Here is a 25,681-nt window from a genome sequence, read left to right on the forward strand (position 1 = left end):
GGTCAGGTGCCGGACTTCTGCTGGCAGGGCGTGCAGACGCCGAACAGCTCGAGCGTGTGGCGCACGTCGTCGTAGCCGTGCTTCTCCGCGACCGTCGTGGCCCAGCGCTCAACCGTGGGGCCCTTGATCTCCACGGTCCGGCCGCACTGGCGGCACACCAGGTGGTGGTGGTGCGAGGCGCCGCAGCGGCGGTAGACCGCCTCGCCGGCGTCGGTCTTGAGGACGTCGAGCTCGCCCGAGTCGACCATGGCCTGCAGCGCGTGGTAGACGGTGGCGAGACCGACCCGCTCGCCGGCGCTGCGCAGCAGCTCGTGGACGTCCTGGGCGCTGCGGAAGTCGTCCGTGGACGCCATGACCTCCTCGATCGCGCGCCGCTGGCGCGTCGAGCGCACCACGCGCGACGGATCGGTGTCGGCACTCCCTGCAGCCATGGGCTCCACTCTCACCGGGGTCGAGGGCGGCCCGTCGAGCGACGGACCTGCGAACGCTTCTCAATCTAGCGCCCGCGTGAACGGACGTCGGCCGCGCCACGTCGAAAGGGCGTCCACAGCCCCTGCTAATGAGAACGGCCCTCAGCGCGGGTAGGGTTGCCCGCCGCACGACTCCGTCCCCCGCCGAGGGGACGCACCCCCACCGCGGGAGAGCCCGCACACACCCGCACAAAGGAGCACACATGAACCGCAACGAACTGCGTGAAGCCGTCGCCACCGAGACCGGCCTGAGCGCCGCCGACGCCGACCGGGCGATCACCGCCGCCTTCGGCGCCATCTCCTCGAGCCTCGCCGCCGGCGACAAGGTGACCGTCTCGGGCTTCGGCATCTTCGAGACCCGCCAGCGCGCCGCGCGCACCGGCCGCAACCCCCAGACCGGCGAGACGATGGAGATCGCGGCCAGCACCGCGCCCGCGTTCAAGCCGGCCGCCGCGCTGAAGCGGCTCGTCTCCGAGGGCTGAGACCGACGCCGGGGCCGGCCACCGGCCGGCCCCGGCACCCCCTCGCTCAGAGGCGCTCGATGATCGTGACGTTGGCCTGGCCACCGCCCTCGCACATCACCTGCAGGCCGTAGCGGCCGCCGGTGCGCTCGAGCTCGTGCAGCATCGTGGTCATCAGTCGGGTGCCGGTCGCCCCGATCGGGTGGCCCAGCGCGATCCCGCCGCCGTTGACGTTCGTCCGCGCCGGGTCGGCCCCGGTCTCCTTGGCCCAGGCCAGCACGACCGAGGCGAACGCCTCGTTGACCTCGAAGAGGTCGATGTCCTCCGCCCGCATCCCCGCCTTCGACAGCGCCCGCTGCGTGGCCGGGATCGGGCCCGTCAGCATCCACACCGGGTCGTCGGCCAGCACGCTGAGGTGGTGGACGCGCGCCCGCGGCGTGAGCCCGTGCTCCGCGACGGCCCGCTCCGAGGCCAGGAGCATGGCGCTGGCGGCGTCGGAGATCTGCGACGCCACGGCGGCCGTGATCCGGCCGCCCTCCTCGAGCGGCCTGAGGCCGGCCATCTTCTCCAGGCTGGTGTCCCGCCGCGGCCCCTCGTCGACCGCGACGTCGCCCAGCGGCTCGATCTCGCGGACGAAGCGCCCCTCGTCGATCGCGGTGATCGCCCGGCGGTGGCTCTCGTAGGCGTAGGCCTCCATGTCCTCGCGGCTGATCTCCCACTTCTCGGCGATCATCTGCGCCGAGCGGAACTGCGAGACCTCCTGGTCGCCGTAGCGCGCGACCCAGCCGGGCGACTCCGCGAACGGCGTCGTGAAGCCGTAGGGCTGACCGACCACCATCGCCGAGGAGATCGGGATGGCCGACATGTTCTGCACGCCGCCGGCCACGACCAGGTCGACGGTGCCCGACATCACGCCCTGCGCGGCGAAGTGGACGGCCTGCTGGCTCGAGCCGCACTGCCGGTCGATCGTGACCCCCGGGACGTGCTCGGGCAGGCCCGCCACGAGCCACGCGGTGCGCGCCACGTCGCCGGCCTGGGAGCCGATCGTGTCGCAGCAGCCGAGGATGACGTCGTCGACGGCGCCGGGGTCGACGCCGCTGCGGCGCATCAGTGCACTCAGCGCGTGCCCAGCCAGGTCGGCGGAGTGGACGCCGGAGAGCCCGCCGCCGCGGCGGCCGACCGGGGTGCGCACGGCGTCGACGATGTAGGCCTCAGGCACGGGATCCTCCAGGGATGGTCGGGGCGCCGGTCATGCGTGCTGGCTGCTCACGGAGACGACCTCGCCGGTGAGGTAGGACGAGTAGTCGCTGGCGAGGAAGACCATGACGTTGGCGATCTCCCACGGCTCGGCCGCGCGCCCGAAGGCCTCGCGACCCTTCAGCTCGGCGAGCAGCTCGTCGCTGGTGACCTTGGCGAGGAAGGGGTGCATGGCCAGGCTCGGGGAGACGGCGTTGACGCGGATGCCGTGCTCGGCGACGTCCATCGCCGCACTGCGGGTCAGCGCCATGACGCCGGCCTTGGCGGCGGCGTAGTGGGCCTGGCCCTCCTGGGCGCGCCAGCCGATGACCGAGGCGTTGTTGACGATCACGCCGCGGGTGCCGCGGGCGATCATCCGCCGGGACGCGGCGCGCACGCACCGGAAGGTGCCGGTGAGGGTGACGTCGAGGACCAGCGACCACTGCTCGTCGGTCATGTCGAGGATCGAGGCGGTGCCGCCGAGGCCGGCGTTGTTGATCATCACCTCGACGCCGCCGAACGGCTCCGCCGCGTCGAGCAGCGCCTGGACGTCCTCCTCCTTCGTCACGTCGCAGCGCACCGAGGCGACCCGCTCCGCGCCGAACTCCGCGCCCAGCGCGTCGGTCGCCTCGGCGAGGCGGCGCTCGTGGGTGTCGCCGAGGACGACAGCCTGGGCACCCTCCTCGAGCACCTTGCGCGCCACGGCGGCGCCGATGCCGGCGCCGGCAGCGGCGGTCACCACGACGGTGTGGCCCGCGAGCAGGCCGTGGCCGGGGACGTAGGCGGGGGCGGGCTGCTCGGCGCGGGAGGTCATCCTCGCGGCTCCTTCGGTAGGCCGAGCACCCGCTCGGCGATGATGTTGCGCTGGACCTCGTCGGAGCCGCCGTAGATCGTGTCGGCCCGGCTGAACAGGAAGAGCGTCTGCAGGTCGCTCAGACCGTACGGCGGTGCGGTCACCGTGAGTGCCTCGGCGCCCAGCACGTCCATGGCCAGCTCGCCGAGGTCGCGGTGCCAGCGGGCCCACAGGAGCTTGGAGACCGACGCCTCGGGGCCCTGCGAGCCGGAGTCGTAGGCGCTCAGGGTGCGCAGCGCGTGGGTGCGCATGACCTCGAGGCCCAGCCGCGCCTGCGCGATGCGGTCGGCGACGACCGGGTCGTCGAAGGCGCCGGTGCGCCGGGCCTCGGCCACCACCCGGTCGAGCTCGCGGGCGAAGCGGACCTGCTGGCCGATCGTGGAGACACCGCGCTCGAAGCCGAGCGTGGCCATGGCGACCCGCCAGCCGTCGCCGGGCTCCCCCACGACCAGTCCGGCCTCGGTCTCGGCGCCGTCGAAGAAGACCTCGTTGAACTCCGAGGTGCCGGTCAGCTGCTGGATCGGACGCACCTCGACGCCGGGCTGGTCCATCGGCACCAGCAGGTAGGACAGCCCGGCGTGGCGCTGCGAGCCGGCCTCGGAGCGCGCGAGCACGAAGCACCAGTCGGCCTGGTGGGCCAGCGAGGTCCACACCTTCTGGCCGTCGAGCACCCAGCGGTCGCCCTCGAGCCGCGCCCTGGTGCGCACGCCGGCCAGGTCGGAGCCGGCGCCCGGCTCGGAGTAGCCCTGGCACCACAGCTCGGTGACGCCGACGATGCCGGGCAGGAAGCGCGCGCGCTGCTCGTCGGTGCCGAGCGCGATCAGGGTCGGGCCCAGGAGCTCCTCGCCGAGGTGGTTGACGGTCGCGGGGGCGTCCGAGCGGGCGTACTCCTCGTGGAAGATCACCTGCTGGAAGAGGCTGAGACCCCGACCTCCGTGCTCCTCGGGCCAGCCGAGGCAGGTCCACCCGGCAGTCGCCAGGTGCTGGTTCCACGCGAGCCGCTCCGCGTGGGCCTCGTGCTCGCGCCCCGACCCGCCCAGGCCCTTGAGCTCGGCGAACTCCCCGACGAGGTTGTCCCCGAGCCAGGACCGCACCTCGTCGCGGAAGGCCTCGTCCGCCGCGGAGTAGGTCAGGTCCATGCTCCGCACCGTACCAAACCAAGCACTTGTTTGGTACGGTGCGACGCATGAGCGAGCCCGCGACGAGCCTGGGGTTCACCGAGTCCGAGGAGGCCTTCCGGGCGGAGGCTCGGGCCTGGCTGGCCGAGCACCACCCGGGCCGGCTCCCCTCCATGGACACCGACGAGGGCGCCGCCGCCCACCGCGCCTGGGAGCGCACGCTCGCCGAGGGCCGCTGGTCGGTCGTGGGCTGGCCCGAGGAGTACGGCGGGCGCGACGCCTCGCTCACCGAGTGGGTGATCTTCGAGGAGGAGTACTACCTCAGCGGCGCTCCGACCCGGATCGCGCAGAACGGCATCTCGCTGCTCTCGCCGATCATCTTCGAGCACGGCACCCCCGACCAGCAGCAGCGCTTCCTGCCGCCGATGACCGACGGCACCGAGGTCTGGGCCCAGGCCTGGTCCGAGCCCGAGGCCGGCAGCGACCTCGCCGGGATCCGCAGCCGCGCCACCCGCGACGACGCGCGTGGAGGCTGGGTGCTCGACGGCCAGAAGATCTGGAGCTCGCGCGCGCCGTTCGCCGACCGCGGCTTCGGCCTCTTCCGCAGCGACCCGGACGCCGAGCGGCACCGCGGCCTGACGTACTTCCTCTTCCCCCTCGACGCCGACGGCGTCACGGTGCGCCCGATCGCCCAGCTCGACGGCGACGCGGGCTTCGCCGAGATCTTCTTCGAGGGCGTGTTCGTCCCCGACGCCGACGTGCTGGGCGGCGTGGGCGACGGCTGGCGCGTCGCGATGAGCACCGCCGGCAACGAGCGCGGGCTCTCCTTGCGCGCCCCCGGCCGGTTCCTCGCCGCCGCCGACCGCCTCGTCGCGCTCTGGCAGGAGCGCGGCGCCACCGCACCGGGCCTGGCCGACCGGGTCGTCGACGCCTGGATCGGCGCGCACGCCTACCGGCTCTACACGTGGGGCACCGTCGACCGGCTCCAGGGCGGCGGCGACCTGGGCGCCGACGGCAGCGTCAACAAGCTGTTCTGGTCCGAGCTCGACGTGGACCTGCACGAGACCGCGCTCGACCTGCTCGGCCCCGAGCAGGAGCTGCGCAGCGAGGGCGCGCCCCGCGACGGCGCCTGGGTCGACGACTACCTCTTCTCGCTGGGCGGCCCCATCTACGCCGGCACCAACGAGATCCAGCGCAACATCGTCGCCGAGCGCGTGCTCGGGCTGCCCCGAGGCGACAACCGGAGGGCGGGCGCATGAGGTTCTCCCTCTCGGAGGAGCAGCAGGCGTTCGGCCAGGCGGTCCAGGCCCTGCTCGCGGCCGCCGACGTCCCCGCCGCGACGCGCGCCTGGGCGAGCGGCGACACCACCGCGGGTGAGGCCCTCTGGGGCCGGCTCGGCGAGCTCGGGGTCACCGCCCTGGCCATCCCCGAGGAGCTCGGCGGCATCGGCGGCTCGCCGCTCGACCTCGTCGTGGCGCTCGACCGGATCGGCTACCACGGTGCGCCCGGCCCGTACGTCGAGTCCCTCGCCCTGGCCCCTCTGCTCCTGGCCGGCACCTCGCAGCACGGACTGCTCGAGCAGCTGGCCGAGGGCGCCGCCCGGGTGAGCGTCGCGGCACCTCCCCTCGCGCCGTACGCGCTCGACGCGGAGTCCTCGCACACGTTCCTGCTCGCCGACGGCGCGCTGTCGCACGCGGTCGTGGAGCGGCCGCTCACCTCCGTCGACCCGGCCCGTCGGCTCGCCGCGGTGACCGCCGGCGAGGCCGTCGGCCAGGTGGGGCAGGCGACCGTCGACCTGGCGCTGGGCCACGCCGCCCTCGCCGCCTCGGCCGTCCTGGTCGGCGCCGGCCAGCGGCTGCTCGACGAGGCGGTCGTCTACGTCGGCCAGCGGCGCCAGTTCGGCCGCGCGATCGGTGAGTACCAGGCGGTCAAGCACGCCCTGGCCGACGTGCGCGTGGCCCTCGACTTCGCGCGCCCGCTGGTGCACGGCGCCGCACTCGAGCTCGGCGACCGCTCCGACGTCGCCGCGCGCGACGTCTCCGCCGCGAAGGTCGCCGCCTCGGAGGCCGCCCACCTCGCCGCCCGCACCGCCCTGCAGGTGCACGGCGCCGTCGGCTACACCCTCGAGCTCGACCTCAGCATCTGGATCCTCAAGGTGCGGGCCCTGGTCGGCGCGTGGGGCACACCGGCCCACCACCGGGCCCGCGTCCTCGCCAGCCTGACGGGAGCCTGACGATGCGGTTCGCGCTGAGCGAGGAGCAGGAGGAGCTGGCCACCGCCGTGCGCGGGCTGGTCGAGCGCCGCGCCGGAAGCGTCGACGTCCGCGCGGCCGCCGCCTCGGAGCGCGGCTACGACGAGGAGCTCTGGGGCACCCTCAGCAGCCAGATCGGGGTCGCGGCCCTCGCCATCCCGGAGGACTACGGCGGCGCCGGCTTCGGGCTGTTCGAGACCCACGTCGTCCTGGAGCAGCTCGGGGCCTCGCTGACCCCCTCGCCCCTGCTGGGCTCGGCGGTCCTGGCCGCGCAGGCGGTCCTGGCCGCAGCGGGTCCCGCCGACTGCGAGCGGCTGCTGCCCGGCATCGCGGAGGGCACCTCGATCGCGGCGCTGGCGTGGGCCGACGCCCGCGGGCGCTGGCGCACGGACACGACCGACGTCCGGGCGACCGAGGGTGACGGCTGGACCCTCACGGGCAGCGCCACCCTGGTGCTCGGCGGCCCCACGGCCGACGTGCTGCTCGTGGTCGCCGACACCGGCGCGGGCCTCGGCCTCTTCGAGGTCGTCCCCGCGGACGCCGGCGTGACGCGGACCCCCACCCCGGCCGTGGACCTCACCCTCCAGCTCGCCGAGGTGACCCTCGAGTCCGCCCCCGCGACCGCACTGTCGACGGACGCCGGGGAGGCGCTTGAGCGCGTCCGCGCGGTCGCCACCGTGGCCGTGACCGCACTCCAGGTCGGTGGCGCCCAGGCCGCGATGGACCGCACCGTCGCCTACCTCAAGGAACGCGAGCAGTTCGGCCGACCGCTCGGGTCGTTCCAGGCCCTCAAGCACCGGGCCGCCGACATGCTGGTCGCCGTGGAGACCGCCCGCTCGATGTCGTGGTCCGCCGCCTGGGCGGCGTCGGAGGACGGCCCGGACCTGCAGCTCCAGGCCTCCCTGGCCAAGGCCTGGTGCACCGACGCCTTCAACGCCGTCGCGGCCGAGGCCGTGCAGCTGCACGGCGGGATCGCGATCACCTGGGAGCACGACGCGCAGCTCTACTTCAAGCGCGCCCACGCCACCGCCCAGCTCTTCGGCGCCGCCCACGAGCACCGCGCACGGATCCTGCCGCACCTCTGACGCGTCAGGCGTCGGGGGCGAGCACCACGACCTTGCCGCTCAGCGTGCCCGCGGCCGCCTGGGTGTGCACGTCGACCAGGTCCGCCAAGGGCACCCGGTGGGCGACGTCGACGCGCAGCTCGCCCCGGTCGACCCGCTCGACGAGACCGGCGAGCTGGTCGGCGTCGCTGCGGACGTAGAGGTCGATGGCGCGCACGCCGCGGGCCTCGTCGCCGGGAGCCGGCATCCAGACCGTCGTGCTGACGACGACGCCGCCGTCGGCGACCCGGGCGGCCAGCGCCGCGAAGGTCTGGGGCTCGATGGGCGCGAGGTTGAGCAGGACGTCGACCGGCTGGTCGATTGCGGCGGCGACCTCGGTGGCGGCGTGGTCGACCACCTCGTCCGCGCCGAGGTCCAGGACGTGCTGGCGACTGCGCTGGTCGGCGGTGGCGATGACGTGGGCTCCCGCCTCGTGGGCGAGCTGGACGGCGTACCCGCCGACCGCGCCGCTCGCGCCGTTGACCAGGATCCGCTGCCCCGCCTTGAGCCCGGCGTGCTCGAAGAGCGCCTGCCAGGCCGTCAGCCCCACCAGCGGCAGGGCCGCGGCGTCGGTCAGCGGGATGCTCGTCGGCGCGGCCGCCAAGGCCTCGGCCGGCGCGAGCGCGAGCTCGGCGGCCGCCCCGTCGCCCACCATCGGCAGGAAGCCGATGACGGCGTCGCCGACCGCCCAGCCGCTGACGCCCTCGCCCAGCGCGTCGACCGTGCCGGCGACGTCGAGGCCCGGGGTGTGCGGCAGCGCGACCGGGATCGGGCCCTGCATGTAGCCCGCGCGGATGTTGCCCTCGACGGAGTTGAACGTCGTCGCGGCGACGCGGAGGCGGACCTGACCCGGCCCGGGGGTGGGTGTCTCGACGTCCTCGTAGCGGAGGACCTGCGGGTCGCCGAACTCGTGGAACCGAACTGCCTTCATGGCGTGCTGCCCTTCTCGGGGATTCGCGTGAGTGATGCTGACGCTAGTCCTAAGCGGACGAATTCGTCCATATATTCCCTGGCCTCGTCCACCTCGGCAGCCGGGGCGCCCCGCTGACGTGCGCGGAGCAGGAGAGGCGGCGCGAAGGTCGGCGCGCCGGTCAGGACCGGGAGTCCCAGAGGGCGCGGTAGTAGTCGATCCGCTCCGCATCGGGAGCGATGCCGTAGACCTCGAAGAAGAGGCCGTCCCAGCCCGGACCGTAGTTCCACTCGAGGCTCATGGCACCGATGGCCAGATCGGCCCACCGGTCGGCGACCGCGAGGTCACCGACGTCGACGTGCGCGGCGAAGGATCCCCGGCTGTCGACGAGCGTGTTGGGGGCGCAAGCATCGCCATGCACGAGGACCGGGTCCTGGACCGGGGACGTGGACCGAGCTCGAGTGACGCTCGAGGGGCCCAGGACAGCCAGTGCGGCGGCACTGCGTCCAGCGGCAGCGCGTGCAGGCGCCGGAGGCCTATGGCGATGGCGCGCACGGCTTGCTTTGGCTCCGCGCGCCAGCACTCGTCCACCGCACTGTCGGCGTCCAGCGCGGCCGTCACCATCCATTGCCCGGTCCCGTCGTCACCGGCCGCCAGCCCTCGCGCCGCCGGATGCCGCCCCTCCAACCACCGCAGTCGTTCCACCTCTCGGCCGAGGTCGACGCCGGCGGTGTGTGGACTCCACTTGACGTACCGGTCGCCGATCCGCCAGGTCTGGCCACCTACCTGGTTCCGCCACACCAGCTCGGGCGCGACTGGGTCCGCCGCGGCGCTCTGCCGAAGGATCGCTTGCAGGATCGGGGCCGGATCCTCACCCGGCTCGAGAGTGCGGAAATGAAGGTTCCACGCGGCCTCGGTGTCGTCGGGACCCTCCAGGCCGTGAGACTCGGCCTCGTTCACCATCGAAGGGACCCCAGACCGGCCACGTACCGGAGGGGGGTCACGGACATCGGTCGATGCACCCGTTCACGATAGGCCCGCGTCAGGGCCGGGCGGGACGCCAGCGCGCCTTGAGCACCTGGACCGCGCCATACGCGAGCAGGCACACCCCGACGACCCCCAGGATGACCGCGACGAGCGCCGCGTCCTGGTCGCCGTAGGTGGCCGGGGCACTGCAGGGCCCGACCTCGGTCTCGAAGCAGGTGTTGTCCCTCGGCCAGTCCTTCTCAGCGATTCGTCCTGCGATCGCGAGCAGCACACCGCCGACCACGAACGCGCACCACGGAAGCGTGTCTCGCAGAACCTGGCGCATGCCGGCATGCTGGCACAGGCCGCGCTTCTCGGGGCGTCTGCATCCTCGGCCTGCACCCACGGTTGAATGAGTCATGGCCGACACGGGCGCCGGGGCTCGGCGCGAGCTGCGCAGCGACGCGCACCGCAACCGCGAGCGGGTCGTGACGGCCGCCGTCGCCGCGCTGCACCGCGAGGGCCTGGCGGTGCCGATGGCCACGATCGCGGCGGACGCCGGCGTGGGGGTCGGGACGCTCTACCGGCACTTCCCCACGAGGGAGGAGCTGCTGGAGGAGCTGACCCACCGGTCGTTCCGGCTGATGGTCGACCGGCTCGCGCACGCCCGCGAGGCCGGTGGCACCGCGACCGAGGTCCTGCGCGCCTTCCTGCGAGCCGTCATCGCCGACCGCGACGACATGGTGCTGCCGTCGACCGGCGGCCCGGCGAGCCCCGGGAAGGCGGCCCGGGCGGTGCAGGCCGAGCTGCACCGTGGCATCCGCGAGGTGCTGGACCTGGGCGCGGCGGACGGCACCGTCGTGCGCGACGTCGCGGTGTCCGACATCGCCTGGCTCGGCGCCACCCTCGCGCAGCCCGGCCGGCCGGGCGCCGCGTGGGAGCGGGTCTGCCTCCGCCTGCTCGACACCTACCTCGCCGGCCTCCGGACCCCCTGACCCCCGATCCCCGGCCCCGAGGGCTCAGGTCACCAGGGCACGACGCCGTCGTCGTCGAAGAAGCCACCGGTCGGGCCGTCGTCGGGCAGGGTCGCGAGCCGGATCGCCGTCGCAGCGCCCTGCTCTGGGGTGCGGTGGCCGCGGAAGCCGTTGAGGTCCGTGGCGACGAAGCCCGGGCAGGCCGCGTTGATGAGGACGGGCGAGCCCGCCAGCTCCTTGGCGTACTGGACCGTGACGGCGTTGAGGAACGACTTCGACGGGGAGTAGGCCACCGCCACCGGGCCGCTGTCGGCGTCCGGGTCGGTCTGGCGGGCGAGGGAGCCCACGCTGCTCGACATGTTGACGATGCGCGGCGCCGACGAGCGGCGCAGCAGCGGCAGCATCGCGTTGGTGACCCGGATGACGCCGATGACGTTGGTCTCCACGGCGTCGCGCACGACGTCGAGGTCGGCGGTGGTGGGCGTCTGCGCCATGCCGCCGGTGATGCCGGCGTTGTTGACCAGCGCGTCGAGCCCGCCTCGCTCCTCCAGCAGCCGCGCGGCGGCCGCGACGCTGGCGTCGTCGGTCACGTCCAGCGGTACGCCGAACGCGTCCACGCCCGCCTCCCGCAGCCGGGTCACCGCCTCCTCGCGGCGCTGCTCGTCGCGGGCGCCGACGCCGACCCGCCAGCCGAGGGCGCCGAGGCCGGCCGCGATCTCGTAGCCGATCCCCTTATTGGCGCCGGTGACCAGCGCGGTCCTGGGGCTGTCTGTCTGCTCGTTCGTGTGGATGCTCATGCCTCGAGCGTGTCCGGACGCGCGCCGCTCCCCAACACCGATGAGGTGGGCACCGATACCGTGGGGGTATGGACACCGCGACCGGCCTGGAGACGCGCGAGCTGCGCTACTTCGTGGCCGTCGCGGAGGAGCTGCACTTCGGCCGGGCCGCGGAGCGGCTCGGCATGGCGCAGCCGCCGCTGTCGCGTGCCATCAGCCAGCTCGAGCGCCGGGTGGGGGCCACGCTGCTCGACCGCACCAGCCGCCGGGTGACGCTGACCGAGGCCGGTCGGGTGCTGCTCGAGGAGGGTCGCGCCGCGCTCGAGGCGGTGGAGGCCGCCGGACGGCGCGCGCAGCGGGCGGCACTCGCGGGAACGGGGCAGGCGTCGGTGGTGCTCACGGCCAAGGCCGGCGCCTCCAGCGAGCTGCTCGCCAAGCTCCTCGACGCCTACGCCGCCGAGCCCGGCGCCGCCGCCGTCGACGTGCACCTGTGCGGCCCCGGCGAGCAGGAGCGGCTGCTGCGCGACGGGCGCGCCGACGTCGCGCTGCTGCACCGGCCCTTCGACGCGACGGCCGGCTTCGACACCGAGGACCTCGTCACCGAGCACCAGGTGGTGCTGCTGCCGGCCGGGCACCCGCTCAGCCTGCGGAGCGAGATGACGCTCGCGGAGGTCGCCGACCTGCCCGGCCTGCCGCTGCCGCGCTGGCCCCGCCGCGACGGCAGCTTCCCCGACGGAGCCGGCCCGCAGGTGCGCGACCACACGCAGGTGCTCCAGCTGATCGCGCTCGGCCGCGCCTGCGCGGTCCTGCCGGAGTCGGCCGCGGCCACGCTCGGGCGCGACCTGTCCGCCGTACGGGTGACGGACGCGCCCGAGGTCACCACCGTCATCGCGTGGCCCGCGCACAGCCGCTCACGCGCCGTCGCCGGGCTGGTGCAGGCGGCGCTGCGGCTCTAGTCCCGACCGGGCCGGCGGAGCAGGCCGCCGTGCAGCATCGTGAGGTACTGGTCGGCGACGGCCTCGTGCTGGAGCCGGCCGTCGGGGCGGTACCACCGCACGGTCGCCCATACCGCGTCGCGGATGAAGCGGTAGACGACGAGCGGGTCGAGGTCGTCGCGGAACTCGCCCGAGCGCTGCCCCTCCTCGAGGACGCCGAGCCACACCTGGTTGACCTGGGTGCTGGTCTCGCCGACGAAGCCGAGCTCCGGCAGGCTGGCGATGACGGCCGACTCGTTCTGGTAGAGCGCGACCGCGTGCGGGCTGGCGTGGATCGTGGCGAACGCGCTGCGCACGAGCCCGTCCAGGCTCTCGCGAGGCCCGCCGCCGCTCTCGGTGCTGGCGACGAAGCCGGCGAGCAGGGTCCTCATGAAGTCCTGGAGGATCTCCTGCAGCATCGCCTCCTTGGACTGGAAGTGGTGGTAGAGGCTGCCGGAGAGGATCCCGGCCTCGTCGGCGATGTCACGCACGGTCGTCTGGGAGTAGCCGCGGGTGGCGAAGAGCTCCTCGGCGATGGCCAGCAGCTCGGCGCGGCGGGTCGAGCCGGCGCCCCCCGGACGGCGTCGGGGTCGGTCGTCGTCGCTCATCGAGGCCCCTTCCGGTCCGGTACCGTAGGTTACCAAACAAGCACTTGGTCAGTGAGGAGCACCCGTGGCGACAGCGCACACCATCCCGGCCCTCCTGGAGCAGGCGTCCGCGCGCCACGGCGACCGCCCGGCGTTCGTCGACGGCGACACGGTCCTCACCTACGCCGAGCTGGCCGCCGAGGTCGTGCGCGCCGCTCGCGGGCTGCGGGCCGTCGGCGTCCAGCCCGGTGACCGGGTGGCGGTGTGGGCTCCCAACCGCACGGAGTTCGCGCTGGCCCTGCTGGGCGCGCAGAGCCTGGGGGCGGCGCTGGTGCCGCTCAACACCCGCTACCGCGGCCACGAGGCGCGGGTCGTCCTGGAGCGCTCGGGCGCGAGCGTGCTGGTCGTCGCCGACGGCTTCCTCGACACCCACTACACGCGGATGCTGCGCGAGTCGGCGCCCGAGGGGTCCGACGAGTCCTCCCCGGTCGCCGGGCTCCCCCGCCTGCACACGGTCGTCGACCTGGGCGGCGGCGGCGAGGAGGGCACGCTGGCGTGGGCCGAGCTGCTCGCCCGCGGGGAGCAGGTGCCCGTCTCGGAGGTGGCCGGGCTCGCGGCCGGGGTCACGCCCGACACGGTCTGCGACATCCTCTTCACCTCCGGCACGACCGGCGTGCCCAAGGGCGTCATGAGCAGCCACCGCCAGACGCTGGGGGTCGCTCAGGTGTGGGCCACCGGCGCCGGACTCACCGACCAGGACCGCTACGCCGTCATCAACCCGTTCTTCCACAGCTTCGGCTACAAGGCCGGCATCATCACCGCGATGACCGCCGGGACGGCGATCCACCCGGTCCCGGTCTACTCGCCCGAGAGCCTGATGGAGCTGGTCGAGCGCGAGCGGATCACCGTGCTCCCCGGAGCACCGACCCTCTTCCTCACCCTGATCAACCACCCCCGGCTCGCCGACTTCGACCTCTCCTCGCTGCGCTTCGCGATCGCCGGCGCGGCCACGGTGCCGGAGACGCTGTTCGAGCAGATGCTGACCGTGCTCGGCTTCGACCAGGTGGCGCAGGCCTACGGCCTCACCGAGTGCGTCGTGGCCACCCAGTCGCGCCCCGGCGAGGACCCTCGTCACGTCGCCGAGACCACGGGGCCCGGCGTCCCGGGCATCGAGGTCCGCGTGGTCGACGAGCACGGCCAGGACGTCGCGGTGGGCGCCGACGGCGAGGTCCTGCTGCGGGGCGACAACGTCATGCTGGGCTACTTCGAGGACCCCGAGGCGACCGCCGAGGCGATCGACCCCGACGGCTGGCTGCACACCGGCGACGTCGGCCGGCTCGACGAGCACGGCTGCCTGAAGATCACCGACCGGATCAAGGACATGTTCACGGTGGGCGGCTTCAACGTCTATCCCGCGGAGGTCGAGAACGTCCTGAGCCGCCACCCCGACGTCGTCGAGGCCGCGGTGGTCGGCGTGCCCGACGAGCGCATGGGCACGGTCGGTCGCGCCTACCTCATCCTGCGCGACGGTGTCGCGGCCGACGAGGCCGCGCTGACGGCGTACTGCCGGGAGCGGCTGGCCAACTTCAAGGTGCCGCGCGAGCTCGTGGTGCTCGCGGAGCTGCCGCGCAACGCGAGCGGCAAGGTGCTGAAGAAGGACCTGCGCTCGTCGTGACCTCGCCGGTCAGGTGAGGTCGGTGCGGCGGGACCACCAGCGCGGGTCGAACCGCGTCAGGACCGCGGTGACGACGGCGAGCAGGACCACCCCGGCGATCGTGAGGTGCGGGGAGACACGCGCCCAGGCGAGGAGCACAGGGTTGAAGCCGGTGAGGGCCAGGTCGTCGGAGACGGCCCGCGCACCCACCTCCTCGCCTGCCTCCGGGGACGGTCCGCCGTAGCGGTTGCTGACGTCGCCGTCGGTGGACCCCCAGGTGGCCTCGCAGGTGGTCGGCTTGCCGGGCGGCGGGCCGGTGCGGCACCGGGCGTCGTCGGCGACCGCGGCGGTGACCGCCCGGTCCTCGACCCAGCCGCTCGCGGCGCCGTGCATGAACAGCCACACGGGCGCACCGAACAGCACGGCCGCGCAGCCGACGAGCAGCACCGGCAGCGCGAGCCGCACCAGCAGCGGGCGGCGGCTGGGCCGGAGGTTGAGCGGGCGGTCGACGTCGTGGGTCGGGTCGGGCACTATCCGGCCTCCCGCTCGCGGGTGACCTCGAGCCGGCGCACGCCGCCCAGCCCGCGGCGGTAGCGGACGTGCTCGGCGTGCTCGTCGAGGGCGGCGTAGAGGGCGTGGTGGGCGGCCCAGGGCAGCGGCTCGTCGCCGCTGCGCCAGCTGGCACCGAACGCGACCCACACCGGCACCCACTCGGCCGCGGCGTCCCACGCCCCTCGACGGGCCTCGACGAGCCGGCGCCGCAGCTGGAACGCCGCCCGCGGCCCGTCCTCGTGCACCGGCGCCGTGGCCACCGGCCACACCCACAGGTCGAGCGCCATCAGGTCCAGCTCGAGGTCGCGCAGCGCGGACGGCGCGACCAGCACCGTCGCGACGTTCTCATGCGGCACCCGCCTCATGGCCAGAGACGCTAACCGACGCCGCCCCCGGCGTCACCGGTTCCTCCACAGCCGGGGGCGCGGGGCGCCGGGCGCAGTTTCCCCAAGGGATGCAGGCGAAGCGTCACTTCCCTCGGGCTGCAGCGCACGGGAAGTGTCGTCTTCCCTGCATACCTTGGTGAAACGTCACCGGCCGCCGGCCGCGCCCGACCTGCATCCGCAGCGAGCGGCATGGGTACCGCCAGCGTCGACAGCGACCCGAGGACGGAGCACTGCGAGCGGGCGGGGGCAAGCTCGCGGTCGCGATACCTCGCCCGCGAGCTGCCCGCGCAGGTCCCGCAGATCCTGGTCGAGCTCGGCTGAGCCCGCTCAGTCGGCGCGCAGCCGCGTGAGCTTGTGCGCGGCGACGCCGCCCACGAGGAGGTCAACCACCGCGAACCGCTCCGGCGCCTGCTCGCCGCGGGCGCGGGCCAGCGCCGCCAGGGCGGTGACCGCGACGCCGTATGCCGTCATGCTGCCGGCGAACCCGGGGAGGTTCACCTCGCCCGCGGGGTCGTAGTCGCCGCCCACCTGGTGGAGGTGGGAGCGGGCCTGCTCGCGAAGGGGGCCGGTGAAGGTCATGCTCGCGGGTACCCCGCTCCCCCGCCTGCACACCCGCCCCAACGGGTGGCTCCGACAGGATGGGGCCATGACGCTCGACGACGTGCTGCAGGAGCCGGCCCCGGAGCTGGCCGCCGAGACGGTGACCCGGCTGCTGGACCGGGGGTGGGACCTCGGCGGTGCGCGGGTGCGGGCGCTGCCCAGCGAGCGGGACCTCAACGCGCTGGTCGGCGACGAGCACGTGCTCAAGGTCTCCAACCCCGCCGAGCCCCGCGAGAGCATCGAGCTGGAGGTCGCGGTGATGGCGCACGTCGCCGCCACCGACCCCGACCTGGTGGCGCCCCGCACCGTGCCTACGACCGCCCGCGCGCCGCTCCTGGAGACCACCGACGACACCGGCCGACCCTGCCTGGCCCGTGTCGTCACCGTGGTGCCCGGCGAGATCCTCGAGGGCACGAGCCTCACCGTCCCCCTCGCCGAGCAGGTGGGCGCGCTCGCGGCCCGCACCAGCGTCGCCCTGCAGGGCTTCTTCCACCCGGCCGCCGGGGGCCGCGGCCTCGACTGGGACGTACGACGCCTGCCCGACGTGGTCGCGGGCGCGCTGGGCTCCGGCGTGCTCGACGCGGCGCGGGAGCCGGTGCTCGCCGGGCTGCCCGAGCGGGTGGGCGACTCGCTGCGCGCGTGCGCCGCGCTGCCGTCGGGCGTCCAGCACGCCGACGTGACGCTGACCAACGTGCTGGCCCGCGACGGCCGCGTGACCGGCGTCATCGACTTCGGCGACGTCCACCACACCGCGCGCGTCGCCGACCTCGCCGTGACCCTCACCGCCGTCCTCCGCAACTCCGGCCCACAGACCGTCGCCCTCTGGGACCTCGCCGCAGCGGTGCTGCGCGGCTACCAGCGCCGGTCGCCACTCACCGCCGAGGAGGTCGCCGTGCTCGGCGACCTGGTGCTGGCCCGGCTGGCCGTCTCGACCCTGATCTCGCGCACCCGGGCCGCCGAGCACACCGACAACCTCACCTACATCACGCAGTACGACGACGCGAACGCGCGCGTCCTCGCCGAGCTGGCCACCCTGACGCCTGCCGGGCTGCGCGACCGGATGCACCGCCTCGCCGGCACCGCCGCGCCGCACCTCGACGGCGACCTCGGCACCCGCCGGGCGGCCGTCATGGGCGGCCCGCTGTCGCCGCTCTTCTACCGGCAGCCGCTGGAGGTCGTGCGCGGCGAGGGGCCGTGGCTGGTGACCGCCGACGGCCGCCGGATGCTCGACGCCTACAACAACGTCGCCGTGGTCGGGCACGCGCACCCCACCGTCACCCAGGCCGTCACCCGCCAGCTCGGGCGGCTCAACACCCACTCCCGCTACCTGCACCCCGGGGTGGTCCGGCTCGCCGAGCGCCTGGTCGCGACCATGCCCGACGGCCTGGACACCGTCCTCTTCACGACCTCCGGCACCGAGGCCAACGAGCTCGCCTGGCGCCTGGCCACGGAGGCGACCGGCGGTGACGGCGCGGTCATCGCGCGCCACGCCTACCACGGCAGCACCCGCTGGATGGCCGACCTCAGCCCCAACGAGTGGCCCGAGGGTCACCGCCCCGACGGGGTGGCGCTCTTCGAGGCGCCGTACGGTCCGGCCGGCGCACTGACCGCGGAGGTCGCGGCGGGCCGGGTGCGCGACGCGGCCGCGGAGCTCGCGGCGAGCGGTCACCGCGCCGCGCTGGTCCTGGCCGACAGCGGGTTCACCAGCGAGGGCGTGCGCGACGCCCCGGCCTCCTACCTCCAGGGGCTCGTCGACGGCGCCCACGAGGCCGGCGCCCTCTACCTCGCCGACGAGGTCCAGGTGGGCTACGGCCGCACCGGGCCCCTGCTGTGGCGCTTCGCGCTCGCCGGCGTCACCCCCGACATCGTCACCCTCGGCAAGCCGATGGGCGCCGGCTACCCCGTCGGCGCGGTCATCACGCGACGCGAGATCGCCGACGTGCTCGCCCGGCGCTACGAGTACTTCTCGACCTTCGCGGCCACGCCCGTGGCGGCGGCCGCCGGCAACGCGGTGCTCGACGTCCTGGAGGACGAGCGACTCCCCCAGCGCGCTGTCGCCGTCGGCGAGCACCTGCGGGCCGGCCTGCGGGGGCTGTCGGCTCGGCACGACGCCGTCGGCGAGGTGCGCGGCACGGGCCTGCTCGCCGGCGTCGACCTGCTCGCCGGGCGCGACCACGCACGCGACGTCCTGGCCGGGCTGGTCGAGCGCGGTGTCCTGGCCGGCCTGACCGGACCGGGCGGCGTGGTCCTGAAGGTGCGCCCGCCGCTGGTCTGGGAGACCGAGCACGCCGACCTCTTCGTGGCCGCGCTGGACGACGTGCTCGGCGACCTGCGCGCCCACGTCGTGGCTGCGAGGTGAGCGCCGCGTGACGGGTCTGCCCCGCTTCGAGACGGTCGCCCGCCTGCGACCGGTCGACCTGGTCGTGCCCGGCAGCGAGGTCGCCGGCGTCGCGCCGTACGTCGCCGTGCAGGCCGAGGTGGCCGGCCCGGGCCCAGTCACGCTCGAGCTGACGAGCGGCGACACCCGCTTGGTAGGCACGTACGACGACGACGACGGCCTGGCGCTGGCGGTGACCGCCGGCGGCCGCACCACCCGGCACCGCAGCCGCCGCGGCGCGAGACCCGAGGGGCCCCTCGAGGCCGTCGCGCTGACGCTGACCGGCACCCACGCGACGGTCCTGGGTCGCGAGCGCGGGGTGTGGACGGCGCGCGGACGGGTCGACCTCGGCGGCCGCGTCGACACCCGCGACGAGACGTGGCTCGCCGGGCTGGGGTCCGGGACGGACGGCCCGGTCGGGGAGGTGCGCGCGGGCGGCTTCGGCCAGCTCGGGCTGCGCGACCTGCGCCTGGTCACCCACGCCGACGGCACGGCGTACCGCGACGGCGCGGAGGCGCTGCTCACGGCGACCAGCGCGGGACCGGGCTTCTTCGACACCGCCCACACCTCGGTGTGGGGCCTGGACCCCGAGCGGCTCGTGCTGCGTCACCGCGGCGACCTGTTCTTCCGGCGCCACGACCGCCCGGGCGTGTTCGGCGACCACGCCACGCACCTGGTCCGCGACGGCGGCACCTGGCTGGTCGCCACGAGCACGTGGGGCGACTTCGACCGTGCCGCCCGGGGCGCGACCGTGGGCGTCACGCTCGCCGAGACGACGACCGACGTCACCCGGGGCCGGCACGTGCTCGACACCCGGCCGCTGGCCCTGCCCACGACCGGCCTGCGCTCCGCGGGCGTCTGGGACCCCCACCTGGTCCGCGACGGCGACACCTGGCTCGTCGCCTACGTCAGCGCCCGCCGCTTCTTCGTCTTCCACCCCGTCCTCGCCGGTGGTCCCGACCTGGACACGCTCACCCTGCGCGCGGCCTCCGACCGGCGGCGGGCGACGGAGGGCCCGACGCTGGCCCGCCTCGGCGGGCGGTGGCACCTGCTGGCCAGCGACGGCCGCGAGGGCAGGTCGGGGCAGCGCGCGCGCTACCCCGTGCTGGACCTCGACCTCCGCGAGGTCGGCACGCTGGACGCGCCGTACCACTCCAACATCCCGTGGCCGACGCTGCTGCCCGTCCGCGAGGGGGGCGACGAGCTGCTGCTCGTCGGTTTCGACGGCACCCGGTACGGCGGGCCCCTGATCGGGTACGGGAGCCACGGCGACGTCGTCGTCGCACGGGGCCCGCTTTCCGGGGATGCACCCACCACGGGGGTCGGGGGCGCAAGATAGGGGCGGGAGGGACGTGATGGTGACCACGCAGGACCTGCTCCACAGCATGGCCGCGCAGAGCCCGGACGGGCTGTGGGTCGTCGACGCCCAGGGCGTCACCCTCTTCGCCAACCCCCGCATGGCCGAGATCGTCGGCCGCCCCGGCGACGACCTCGCCTCCCTCACGCTCCTCGACGTCGTCGACGAGGAGGGCCGCGAGCAGCTGGCGGAGCACCTGCGGCAGATGCGCGAGGGTCATCCCGGCGAGCAGAACCTCGACTCCCTCGTGGTCCGCGCCGACGGATCCCGCGTCTGGACCCTCGTGAGCTGGGCGCCGCTGCGCTCCCCCGAGGGCGCGACCCTGGGCTGGCTGCACCGGATCAGCGAGTACGCCGAGCGCAAGAGCCTGCTCGACACCCTGCAGGACCGCGAGCACCAGCTCGCCGCCGCCCAGTCGCTGGCCCACCTGGGCAGTTGGGAGTGGGACATCGGGCCCGACACGATCTGGTGGTCCGACGAGCTGCACCGGATCTACGGCCTGCGGCCCGGCGAGTTCGAGGCGACGTACGACGCGTTCCTGGGGCACATCCACGACGACGATCGGCCGGAGGTGGAGGCGGCCATCGCGGCGGCCTTCGCCGGCCCCGACAGCCCCGACAGCTTCGGCTGGGAGGCCCGGATCACGCGGGCCGACGGCGGCGAGCGCTGGGTGCGCGGGCTCGGCGTCGTCGAGCGTGGCGACGACGGCGCTCCCGTGCGGATGCGCGGCACGGCCCAGGACATCACCGACCTGGTCCGCGCCGGGTCCCAGGCCGCGGAGGCGACGCGGCGGCTGCACCTGCTGCGGCAGATGGCCGAGGCCGCCAACCAGTCGAGCAGCCTCGGCGACGCGCTCGGCCACGCCGCCGACGCACTCGACGGGACGAGCGGCTGGGACCCGCTCTGCGTGCTGGTGCGCGCGGACCCCGACGGCCCGCTCGTCACGCTCCCCCTGCCCCTGGCGCCCGGCTCCTGGCTCCCGGGTCCCGACCTCGAGCTCGCCGAGCGCAGCTGGCGCTCGGGGGTGATGGAGATGATGCCGCTCCCGGGCCACGAGGAGACGCACACGCTCGTGGCCGTCCCGGTCGTCGGGGGGCCGGAGGTCGCCTGCGTCATCGAGCTGGTGGCCGACGAGGTGCCTCCCGACGAGACGTCGCGCGAGCTCATCCAGCAGGTCGTCGACCAGCTGAGCCGCGTCGCCGAGCGCGAGCGCAGCGCGGCCGACCTGGCGGCGGCCCGCGACAGCGCGATGGAGGCCTCCCGGCTGAAGTCGGAGTTCCTGGCGACGATGAGCCACGAGATCCGCACCCCGATGAACGGCGTCATCGGGCTCAACGACCTGCTCCTGCGCACGGACCTGGACGAGCGGCAGCGACGCCTCGCCGAGGGTCTGCGCGGCGCCGGCCTGACCCTGCTCAGCCTGATCAACGACATCCTCGACCTGTCGAAGATCGAGAGCGGCAAGCTGGAGCTCGAGGCGGCCGACATCGACATCCGCTCGGTCTTCGAGCAGACCGCGGCGGTGCTGGCCGGACCCGCGCACGAGAAGGGCCTCGAGCTCGTCGTGGCCTGCCACCCCGACGTCCCGGTCCGTGTCAACGGCGACTCGGTGCGGCTGGGGCAGATCCTCACCAACCTCGGATCGAACGCCGTGAAGTTCACCGACAGCGGCGAGGTGGCCATCCGCGCCTCGGTCGCCGAGCGCACCGAGGAGGACCTGCTGCTGCGCGTCGAGGTCTCCGACACCGGCATCGGCATCTCCGAGTCCGACCGCGTCGGCCTGTTCGACGCCTTCACCCAGGCCGACCTGTCCACGACCCGCCAGCACGGCGGGACCGGTCTCGGCCTGGCCATCTCCCAGCGCCTGGCCGTCGCGCTCGGTGGCGAGATCGGGTTCGACAGCACCCCCGGGCGGGGCAGCACGTTCTGGTTCACCGCGCGCATGGGCCTGGCCGCTCCCGGTCAGCCGGCGCGCGGCGAGCTCGCCGGTGCGACGTACCCGCTGCGGGGGCGGCGGGTGCTCGTCGTCGACGACAACGACACCTCGCGCTCGGTGCTGCTGGAGCAGCTGGGGTCCTGGCACCTCACCTGCGTGCCGGCCGCGACCGCCGAGGAGGCGCTGGCCGCGGTGCAGCGCGCCGCGGCCGAGCACGCGCCGTTCGACGCGGTGCTGCTCGACCTGACGCTGGACGCCACGGACGGGCTGGCGCTGGCCGCCCGGATCCGTGCGGCCGTGCCGTTCGCGCCGCCCCTGCTCCTGCTGACGCGCGACCAGGCGGTGTCCTCCGGCCGCACCCGTGCCTCGGGCATCGCCGCGACGCTCACCAAGCCCGTGCGCTTCTCCGAGCTCTACGACGCCCTGCTGCTCGTGGTGGTCGGGGAGGCCCCGCGACCCTCGCCGACCCGCGCCCCGTCGGTCGCGCCGCTGGGCGTGCGCGCCCTGGTGGTGGAGGACAACGCCGTCAACCAGATGGTCGCGACCGGCCTGCTGGAGGCGCTCGGCTGCAAGGTCGACGTGGTCGGCAACGGCGTCGAGGCCGTGGAGCGGCTGCGCGCCGACCACGACTACGACGTCGTGCTCATGGACTGCCGGATGCCGCTCCTCGACGGCTACGACGCCACGCGCGCGATCCGCGCCACCGAGCAGGAGCGGCGCGTCCCGATCATCGCCATGACCGCCTCGGCGCTCGAGGGCGAGCGCGAGCGCTGCCTCGAGGCCGGCATGGACGACTTCCTCACCAAGCCGGTGGACCCCTCGCAGCTGGCGCGCGCGCTGGTCCGCTGGGTGCCGGCGGCACGGACGTCGGGACCGGCCGACGCGGCGCCGGAGGAGCGGCCGGGCGACGTCGTGCTCGACCCGGCCCGGGTCGCGATGCTCGGCTCGCTCGTCAAGGACGGGGTCAGCTTCTTCGAGCGCACCCGCGCGGCGTTCCTGGCCCGCGTCGACCTCGCGCTCGCCGAGGTCCGCGAGGCCGTCGCCAGCGACCACGCCCCCGGCGCGGAGGCGGCCGCCCACCAGCTCAAGGGCAGCGCCCTCAACCTCGGCCTGCTCCAGGTGGGCGCCGCCGCCGGCGCGGTGGAGACCTACGCCGGCACCGGCTCGGTGGAGGGGATCGGGCCGCTCCTCGACGCGCTCGCCGCGTCCGTCGTCACCGGCGTCGCCGCGCTCGCGGACGCCGAGCCGCCGGCCTGAGCCGTCCGGACGCCGGTCCGGCGAGGGCCGGACGACGGGCTGGACGACGGGCTGGGCGACGCGACCAACGGCCGGGCGCTTTCTTGACCGGGCGCACGAGAATCGGCCGCGCGCGCAGCCGTTAGGGTGACGAATGTGGGCTGCGCCACCCCTGCGGCCCCACCTCCACCAGGACCGCCCACCCGCGCGGCCGCGACACCAGAACGGACGCAACCCATGTCTGAACGCACCCCGGTCGACGTCTTCGACCTCGGCGCCGAGCACGAGCAGGTCGTCTTCGCCAACGACCCGGCCACCGGCCTCAAGGCCATCGTCGCCATCCACTCCACCGCCCTGGGCCCCGCCCTGGGCGGCACCCGCTTCTACCCCTACGCCTCCACAGCCGACGCGGTGCGCGACGTGCTCGACCTCTCGCGGGGGATGTCCTACAAGGCGGCGCTCGCCGGACTGGACCTCGGGGGCGGCAAGGCCGTCATCATCGGCGACCCCGCCACGCTGAAGACCGAGGCGCTGCTGCGGGCCTACGGGCGCTTCGTGCAGTCGCTCAACGGTCGCTACTACACCGCCTGCGACGTCGGCACGTACTCGCCCGACATGGACGACATCGCCCGCGAGTGCTCGTTCGTCACGGGCCGCACCACCGCCCACGGCGGCGCGGGCGACAGCTCGGTGCTCACGGCGTACGGCGTGTTCCAGGGCATGCGCGCGGCGGCGACGGTCGCGTGGGGCACCGACTCGCTCCACGGCCGCACCGTCGGCATCGCCGGCGTCGGCAAGGTCGGGCGCCACCTGGCCCGACACCTCGTCGAGGACGGCGCCGACGTCGTCGTGACCGACGTGCACGAGCCGTCGGTCGCCCGGCTGGTCGAGGAGCTGCCCGGCGTCCGCGTCGCCGCCACGACCGAGGAGCTGGTCGCGGGCGCGCTCGACGTCTACGCGCCCTGCGCGATGGGCGGTGCCCTCACCGACGAGGTCGTCGACGTGCTGTCGGCGCGGATCGTCTGCGGCGCGGCCAACAACCAGCTCGCGCACCCGGGCGTCGAGAAGGCGCTGGAGGACCGCGGGATCCTCTACGCGCCCGACTACTGCGTCAACGCCGGCGGCCTGATCCAGGTGGCCGACGAGCTCGAGGGCTTCTCGTTCGACCGCGCGCACCAGCGCGCCACCGGCATCTTCGAGACGACGCGCACGGTCTTCGAGCTGGCCGCCGCGGACGGCGTACCGCCCGCGACCGCCGCCGACCGCCTCGCCGAGCGCCGCATGCGTGACGTCGGCCGCCTGCGCGGCGTGTGGCTCCCGCGCTGACCTGAGGTCACGCGTCACACCGGGGTCGAGAAACTCATGCTTCCCGTACGAAGCTTCGTGCGGGAAGCGTGAGTTTCACCGGGTACCCGGTGAAACTCCCGCGCCCGGGCGAACCCGGCAGCGCGACGAGGGGTGCGTCAGTCGCGCGACGGCTCGATGACGTCGGCCCACTTCTCGAGGACCTCCGGATCGACCGGCTCGTCCTTGACGCCGCTGTCACTGTGCAGCTCACTGGCGAGCGCCCCGAAGTCCGTCTCGTGAGTGCGGTACTTCAGGTCGCGTGCGACCTTCGTCTGCTTGGCTTTAGCTCGGCCGCGCCCCATAGGGTCAGCCCCCTCGCAAGTCGGCCGGGGCAACCATGGCTCCCGGGCTGTCTCAAAGATTTCTCGTGGGGCCAACGCTACCTGCTGCCTGGCTGTTCCCGCACGCCCGGGTGCCATGTCCGCCCGGATTTCGCCCTGCCGAGCGCTCAGCGGGGCCTGGAGGCTCACCAACCGGGGTGCTGGCCCTCCAGCACGACCCGTCCCGACTGCTCGGGATCGACGCTCACCTCGCCCGCGACCCAGGCCCGGATGCCGAAGCCCGCGAGCACCTCGATCGCCCGGTCCATCTCGCCCGGGGCGGTGATCGCGACCATGCCGACGCCGCAGTTGAGCGTGGCCTCGAGGTCGGGCTGGGAGACCTTGCCGACGCCGCGCACCAGGTCGAAGACCGGCTGAGGGGTCCAGGTGCCGCGCTCGAGGGTCGCCATCAGCTCGACGGGCATCACCCGCGCGAGGTTGGCGGCGAGGCCGCCGCCCGTGACGTGCGACATCGCGTGCACCTCGACCCGGTCCGCCAGCGCCAGGCACGCCTTGGCGTAGATGCGCGTCGGGGTGAGCAGCTCCTCGCCGAGCGTGCGACCGAGCTCGGGGACGTCCTTGTCGAGCGCCCAGCCGGCGGTCGTCAGCAGGACGTGGCGCACCAGGGAGTAGCCGTTGGAGTGCAGGCCGCTGGCCTCCATCGCGATCACCGCGTCACCGGGGCGCACGCGGCCGGGGCCGAGCAGCCGGTCGGCCTCGACGACGCCGGTCGTGGCGCCGGCGACGTCGTACTCGTCGGGGGCCAGCAGGCCGGGGTGCTCGGCGGTCTCGCCGCCCACGAGCGCGCACCCGGCCTCGACGCACGCCTCGGCGATGCCCTTGACGATGGCGGCGATCCGCTCGGGCACGACGCGGCCGCAGGCGATGTAGTCGGTCATGAACAGCGGCTCGGCGCCGCAGACGACCAGGTCGTCGACGACCATGCCGACGAGGTCGTAGCCGATCGTGTCGTGGACGTCCATGGCCTGGGCGATCGCGACCTTGGTGCCGACGCCGTCCGTCGACGTCGCGAGCAGCGGCCGCTCGTAGGCCTTGAGGGCGGAGGCGTCGAAGAGGCCGGCGAACCCGCCGAGCCCGCCGATCATCTCGGGACGACGCGCCTTCTCGACCCAGCCCTTCATCAGCTCGATCGCGGTGTCGGCGGCCTCGATGTCGACGCCGGCCTCCGCGTAGGCGCTGCGAGAGGAGGAGGGGGCGGCGGGAGTCTCGCTCACGT

Annotated in this window: 25 protein-coding genes and 1 pseudogene; 12 read left to right on the forward strand and 14 right to left on the reverse strand. The window is 74.5% G+C overall.

Annotated features, from left to right (window positions below; genetic code table 11):
• Positions 1 to 2 precede the first annotated feature (2 nt).
• Positions 3 to 431 carry a Fur family transcriptional regulator gene (locus IRQ30_RS11135; RefSeq protein WP_193612932.1) on the reverse strand — a complete coding sequence of 143 codons (429 nt, stop codon included), beginning with the start codon at positions 429 to 431 and terminating at the stop codon, positions 3 to 5.
• Positions 432 to 673: 242 nt separating this feature from the next.
• Between IRQ30_RS11135 and IRQ30_RS11140 the strand changes: the two genes are divergently transcribed.
• Entirely contained in the window at positions 674 to 952 is a 279-nt protein-coding gene (locus IRQ30_RS11140; protein ID WP_134740171.1) for an HU family DNA-binding protein, read from the forward strand.
• Positions 953 to 998: 46 nt separating this feature from the next.
• Here the strand turns inward: IRQ30_RS11140 and IRQ30_RS11145 are convergent, their stop codons facing one another.
• From IRQ30_RS11145 to IRQ30_RS11155, 3 genes are read right to left on the reverse strand one after another with little or no spacing between them, the layout of a single operon-like run.
• Positions 999 to 2,150, reverse strand: a complete 1,152-nt coding sequence (locus IRQ30_RS11145) for an acetyl-CoA C-acetyltransferase (protein WP_193612933.1) — start codon at positions 2,148 to 2,150, stop codon at positions 999 to 1,001.
• Between the two features lie 30 nt (positions 2,151 to 2,180).
• A complete protein-coding gene (locus IRQ30_RS11150) occupies positions 2,181 to 2,981 on the reverse strand; it encodes an SDR family oxidoreductase (RefSeq protein ID WP_193612934.1) in 801 nt (266 codons plus the stop codon).
• Positions 2,978 to 4,159, reverse strand: a complete 1,182-nt coding sequence (locus IRQ30_RS11155; RefSeq protein WP_193612935.1) for an acyl-CoA dehydrogenase family protein — start codon at positions 4,157 to 4,159, stop codon at positions 2,978 to 2,980. Before IRQ30_RS11155 ends, IRQ30_RS11150 begins: the two co-directional genes overlap by 4 nt.
• A 47-nt stretch (positions 4,160 to 4,206) precedes the next feature.
• Here IRQ30_RS11155 and IRQ30_RS11160 point away from each other — a divergent pair, with 47 nt between their 5' ends.
• Genes IRQ30_RS11160 through IRQ30_RS11170 form a run of 3 tightly spaced genes read left to right on the forward strand, consistent with a single transcriptional unit; the run spans position 4,207 to position 7,474 of the window.
• Positions 4,207 to 5,397: an acyl-CoA dehydrogenase family protein gene (locus IRQ30_RS11160; RefSeq protein ID WP_193612936.1), complete on the forward strand. Its 1,191-nt coding sequence runs from the start codon at positions 4,207 to 4,209 to the stop codon at positions 5,395 to 5,397.
• Positions 5,394 to 6,371, forward strand: a complete 978-nt coding sequence (locus IRQ30_RS11165; protein WP_193612937.1) for an acyl-CoA dehydrogenase family protein — start codon at positions 5,394 to 5,396, stop codon at positions 6,369 to 6,371. The genes IRQ30_RS11160 and IRQ30_RS11165 overlap by 4 nt, the downstream gene beginning before the upstream one ends.
• A 2-nt stretch (positions 6,372 to 6,373) precedes the next feature.
• Positions 6,374 to 7,474, forward strand: a complete 1,101-nt coding sequence (locus tag IRQ30_RS11170; protein WP_193612938.1) for an acyl-CoA dehydrogenase family protein — start codon at positions 6,374 to 6,376, stop codon at positions 7,472 to 7,474.
• A gap of 4 nt (positions 7,475 to 7,478) precedes the next feature.
• On the opposite strand, the gene IRQ30_RS11175 is transcribed toward IRQ30_RS11170, so the two are convergent.
• The 3 genes and pseudogenes from IRQ30_RS11175 to IRQ30_RS11185 form a co-directional block, all read right to left on the reverse strand.
• Positions 7,479 to 8,423, reverse strand: a complete 945-nt coding sequence (locus IRQ30_RS11175) for an NADP-dependent oxidoreductase (protein ID WP_193612939.1) — start codon at positions 8,421 to 8,423, stop codon at positions 7,479 to 7,481.
• Positions 8,424 to 8,583: 160 nt separating this feature from the next.
• A pseudogene (locus IRQ30_RS24370) lies at positions 8,584 to 9,365 on the reverse strand (phosphotransferase).
• A 79-nt stretch (positions 9,366 to 9,444) separates the two neighbouring features.
• Entirely contained in the window at positions 9,445 to 9,714 is a 270-nt protein-coding gene (locus IRQ30_RS11185) for a hypothetical protein (protein ID WP_193612941.1), read from the reverse strand.
• A gap of 73 nt (positions 9,715 to 9,787) precedes the next feature.
• Between IRQ30_RS11185 and IRQ30_RS11190 the strand changes: the two genes are divergently transcribed.
• On the forward strand, positions 9,788 to 10,363 hold the full coding sequence (locus IRQ30_RS11190) for a TetR/AcrR family transcriptional regulator (RefSeq protein ID WP_193612942.1): 576 nt from the start codon (positions 9,788 to 9,790) through the stop codon (positions 10,361 to 10,363).
• 29 nt (positions 10,364 to 10,392) lie between these two features.
• On the opposite strand, the gene IRQ30_RS11195 is transcribed toward IRQ30_RS11190, so the two are convergent.
• Positions 10,393 to 11,139: an SDR family oxidoreductase gene (locus IRQ30_RS11195; protein WP_193612943.1), complete on the reverse strand. Its 747-nt coding sequence runs from the start codon at positions 11,137 to 11,139 to the stop codon at positions 10,393 to 10,395.
• Between the two features lie 68 nt (positions 11,140 to 11,207).
• Here IRQ30_RS11195 and IRQ30_RS11200 point away from each other — a divergent pair, with 68 nt between their 5' ends.
• Positions 11,208 to 12,074, forward strand: coding sequence for a LysR family transcriptional regulator (locus tag IRQ30_RS11200; RefSeq protein ID WP_193612944.1), 867 nt, complete (start codon positions 11,208 to 11,210; stop codon positions 12,072 to 12,074).
• Here the strand turns inward: IRQ30_RS11200 and IRQ30_RS11205 are convergent.
• Entirely contained in the window at positions 12,071 to 12,700 is a 630-nt protein-coding gene (locus tag IRQ30_RS11205) for a TetR/AcrR family transcriptional regulator (RefSeq protein ID WP_193612945.1), read from the reverse strand. The two genes, IRQ30_RS11200 and IRQ30_RS11205, sit on opposite strands and share 4 nt — an antisense overlap.
• Positions 12,701 to 12,764: 64 nt before the next feature.
• Here IRQ30_RS11205 and IRQ30_RS11210 point away from each other — a divergent pair, with 64 nt between their 5' ends.
• Positions 12,765 to 14,354 carry an AMP-binding protein gene (locus IRQ30_RS11210; protein WP_193612946.1) on the forward strand — a complete coding sequence of 530 codons (1,590 nt, stop codon included), beginning with the start codon at positions 12,765 to 12,767 and terminating at the stop codon, positions 14,352 to 14,354.
• A gap of 9 nt (positions 14,355 to 14,363) precedes the next feature.
• Here the strand turns inward: IRQ30_RS11210 and IRQ30_RS11215 are convergent, their stop codons facing one another.
• Complete coding sequence (locus IRQ30_RS11215) at positions 14,364 to 14,864, reverse strand: hypothetical protein (protein WP_193612947.1); 501 nt, start codon at positions 14,862 to 14,864, stop codon at positions 14,364 to 14,366.
• Positions 14,864 to 15,250: a hypothetical protein gene (locus IRQ30_RS11220; protein ID WP_193609426.1), complete on the reverse strand. Its 387-nt coding sequence runs from the start codon at positions 15,248 to 15,250 to the stop codon at positions 14,864 to 14,866. The genes IRQ30_RS11215 and IRQ30_RS11220 overlap by 1 nt, the downstream gene beginning before the upstream one ends.
• 210 nt (positions 15,251 to 15,460) lie before the next feature.
• Here IRQ30_RS11220 and IRQ30_RS23785 point away from each other — a divergent pair, with 210 nt between their 5' ends.
• Positions 15,461 to 15,592, forward strand: coding sequence for a hypothetical protein (locus IRQ30_RS23785; protein WP_264674597.1), 132 nt, complete (start codon positions 15,461 to 15,463; stop codon positions 15,590 to 15,592).
• A gap of 6 nt (positions 15,593 to 15,598) precedes the next feature.
• Here IRQ30_RS23785 and IRQ30_RS11225 read toward each other — a convergent pair whose 3' ends face one another.
• A complete protein-coding gene (locus IRQ30_RS11225; protein WP_193612948.1) occupies positions 15,599 to 15,850 on the reverse strand; it encodes a hypothetical protein in 252 nt (83 codons plus the stop codon).
• A gap of 67 nt (positions 15,851 to 15,917) precedes the next feature.
• On the opposite strand from IRQ30_RS11225, the gene IRQ30_RS11230 reads away from it, so the two are divergent.
• The 4 genes from IRQ30_RS11230 to IRQ30_RS11245 all read left to right on the forward strand — a co-directional run bounded on the left by IRQ30_RS11230 (position 15,918) and on the right by IRQ30_RS11245 (position 24,103).
• On the forward strand, positions 15,918 to 18,230 hold the full coding sequence (locus IRQ30_RS11230) for an aminotransferase class III-fold pyridoxal phosphate-dependent enzyme (RefSeq protein WP_193612949.1): 2,313 nt from the start codon (positions 15,918 to 15,920) through the stop codon (positions 18,228 to 18,230).
• 7 nt (positions 18,231 to 18,237) lie between these two features.
• Positions 18,238 to 19,587, forward strand: coding sequence for a hypothetical protein (locus tag IRQ30_RS11235; protein ID WP_338089660.1), 1,350 nt, complete (start codon positions 18,238 to 18,240; stop codon positions 19,585 to 19,587).
• 19 nt (positions 19,588 to 19,606) lie between these two features.
• Positions 19,607 to 22,798 (forward strand): response regulator, encoded by a 3,192-nt coding sequence (locus IRQ30_RS11240; protein WP_193612950.1) that lies wholly within the window; start codon positions 19,607 to 19,609, stop codon positions 22,796 to 22,798.
• 216 nt (positions 22,799 to 23,014) lie between these two features.
• Positions 23,015 to 24,103, forward strand: coding sequence for a Leu/Phe/Val dehydrogenase (locus tag IRQ30_RS11245; protein ID WP_193612951.1), 1,089 nt, complete (start codon positions 23,015 to 23,017; stop codon positions 24,101 to 24,103).
• Positions 24,104 to 24,240: 137 nt separating this feature from the next.
• Here the strand turns inward: IRQ30_RS11245 and IRQ30_RS11250 are convergent, their stop codons facing one another.
• The gene (locus IRQ30_RS11250) at positions 24,241 to 24,426 is read right to left on the reverse strand and encodes a DUF3073 domain-containing protein (protein WP_134740188.1); all 186 of its coding nucleotides are present in this window, start codon (positions 24,424 to 24,426) and stop codon (positions 24,241 to 24,243) included.
• Between the two features lie 164 nt (positions 24,427 to 24,590).
• The gene (gene purM / locus IRQ30_RS11255; RefSeq protein WP_338089661.1) at positions 24,591 to 25,679 is read right to left on the reverse strand and encodes a phosphoribosylformylglycinamidine cyclo-ligase; all 1,089 of its coding nucleotides are present in this window, start codon (positions 25,677 to 25,679) and stop codon (positions 24,591 to 24,593) included.
• Positions 25,680 to 25,681: the final 2 nt, after the last annotated feature.

The organism is Nocardioides lijunqiniae (assembly GCF_015024225.1).
In the GTDB taxonomy this organism is placed as follows: Bacteria; Actinomycetota; Actinomycetes; order Propionibacteriales; family Nocardioidaceae; genus Nocardioides; species Nocardioides lijunqiniae.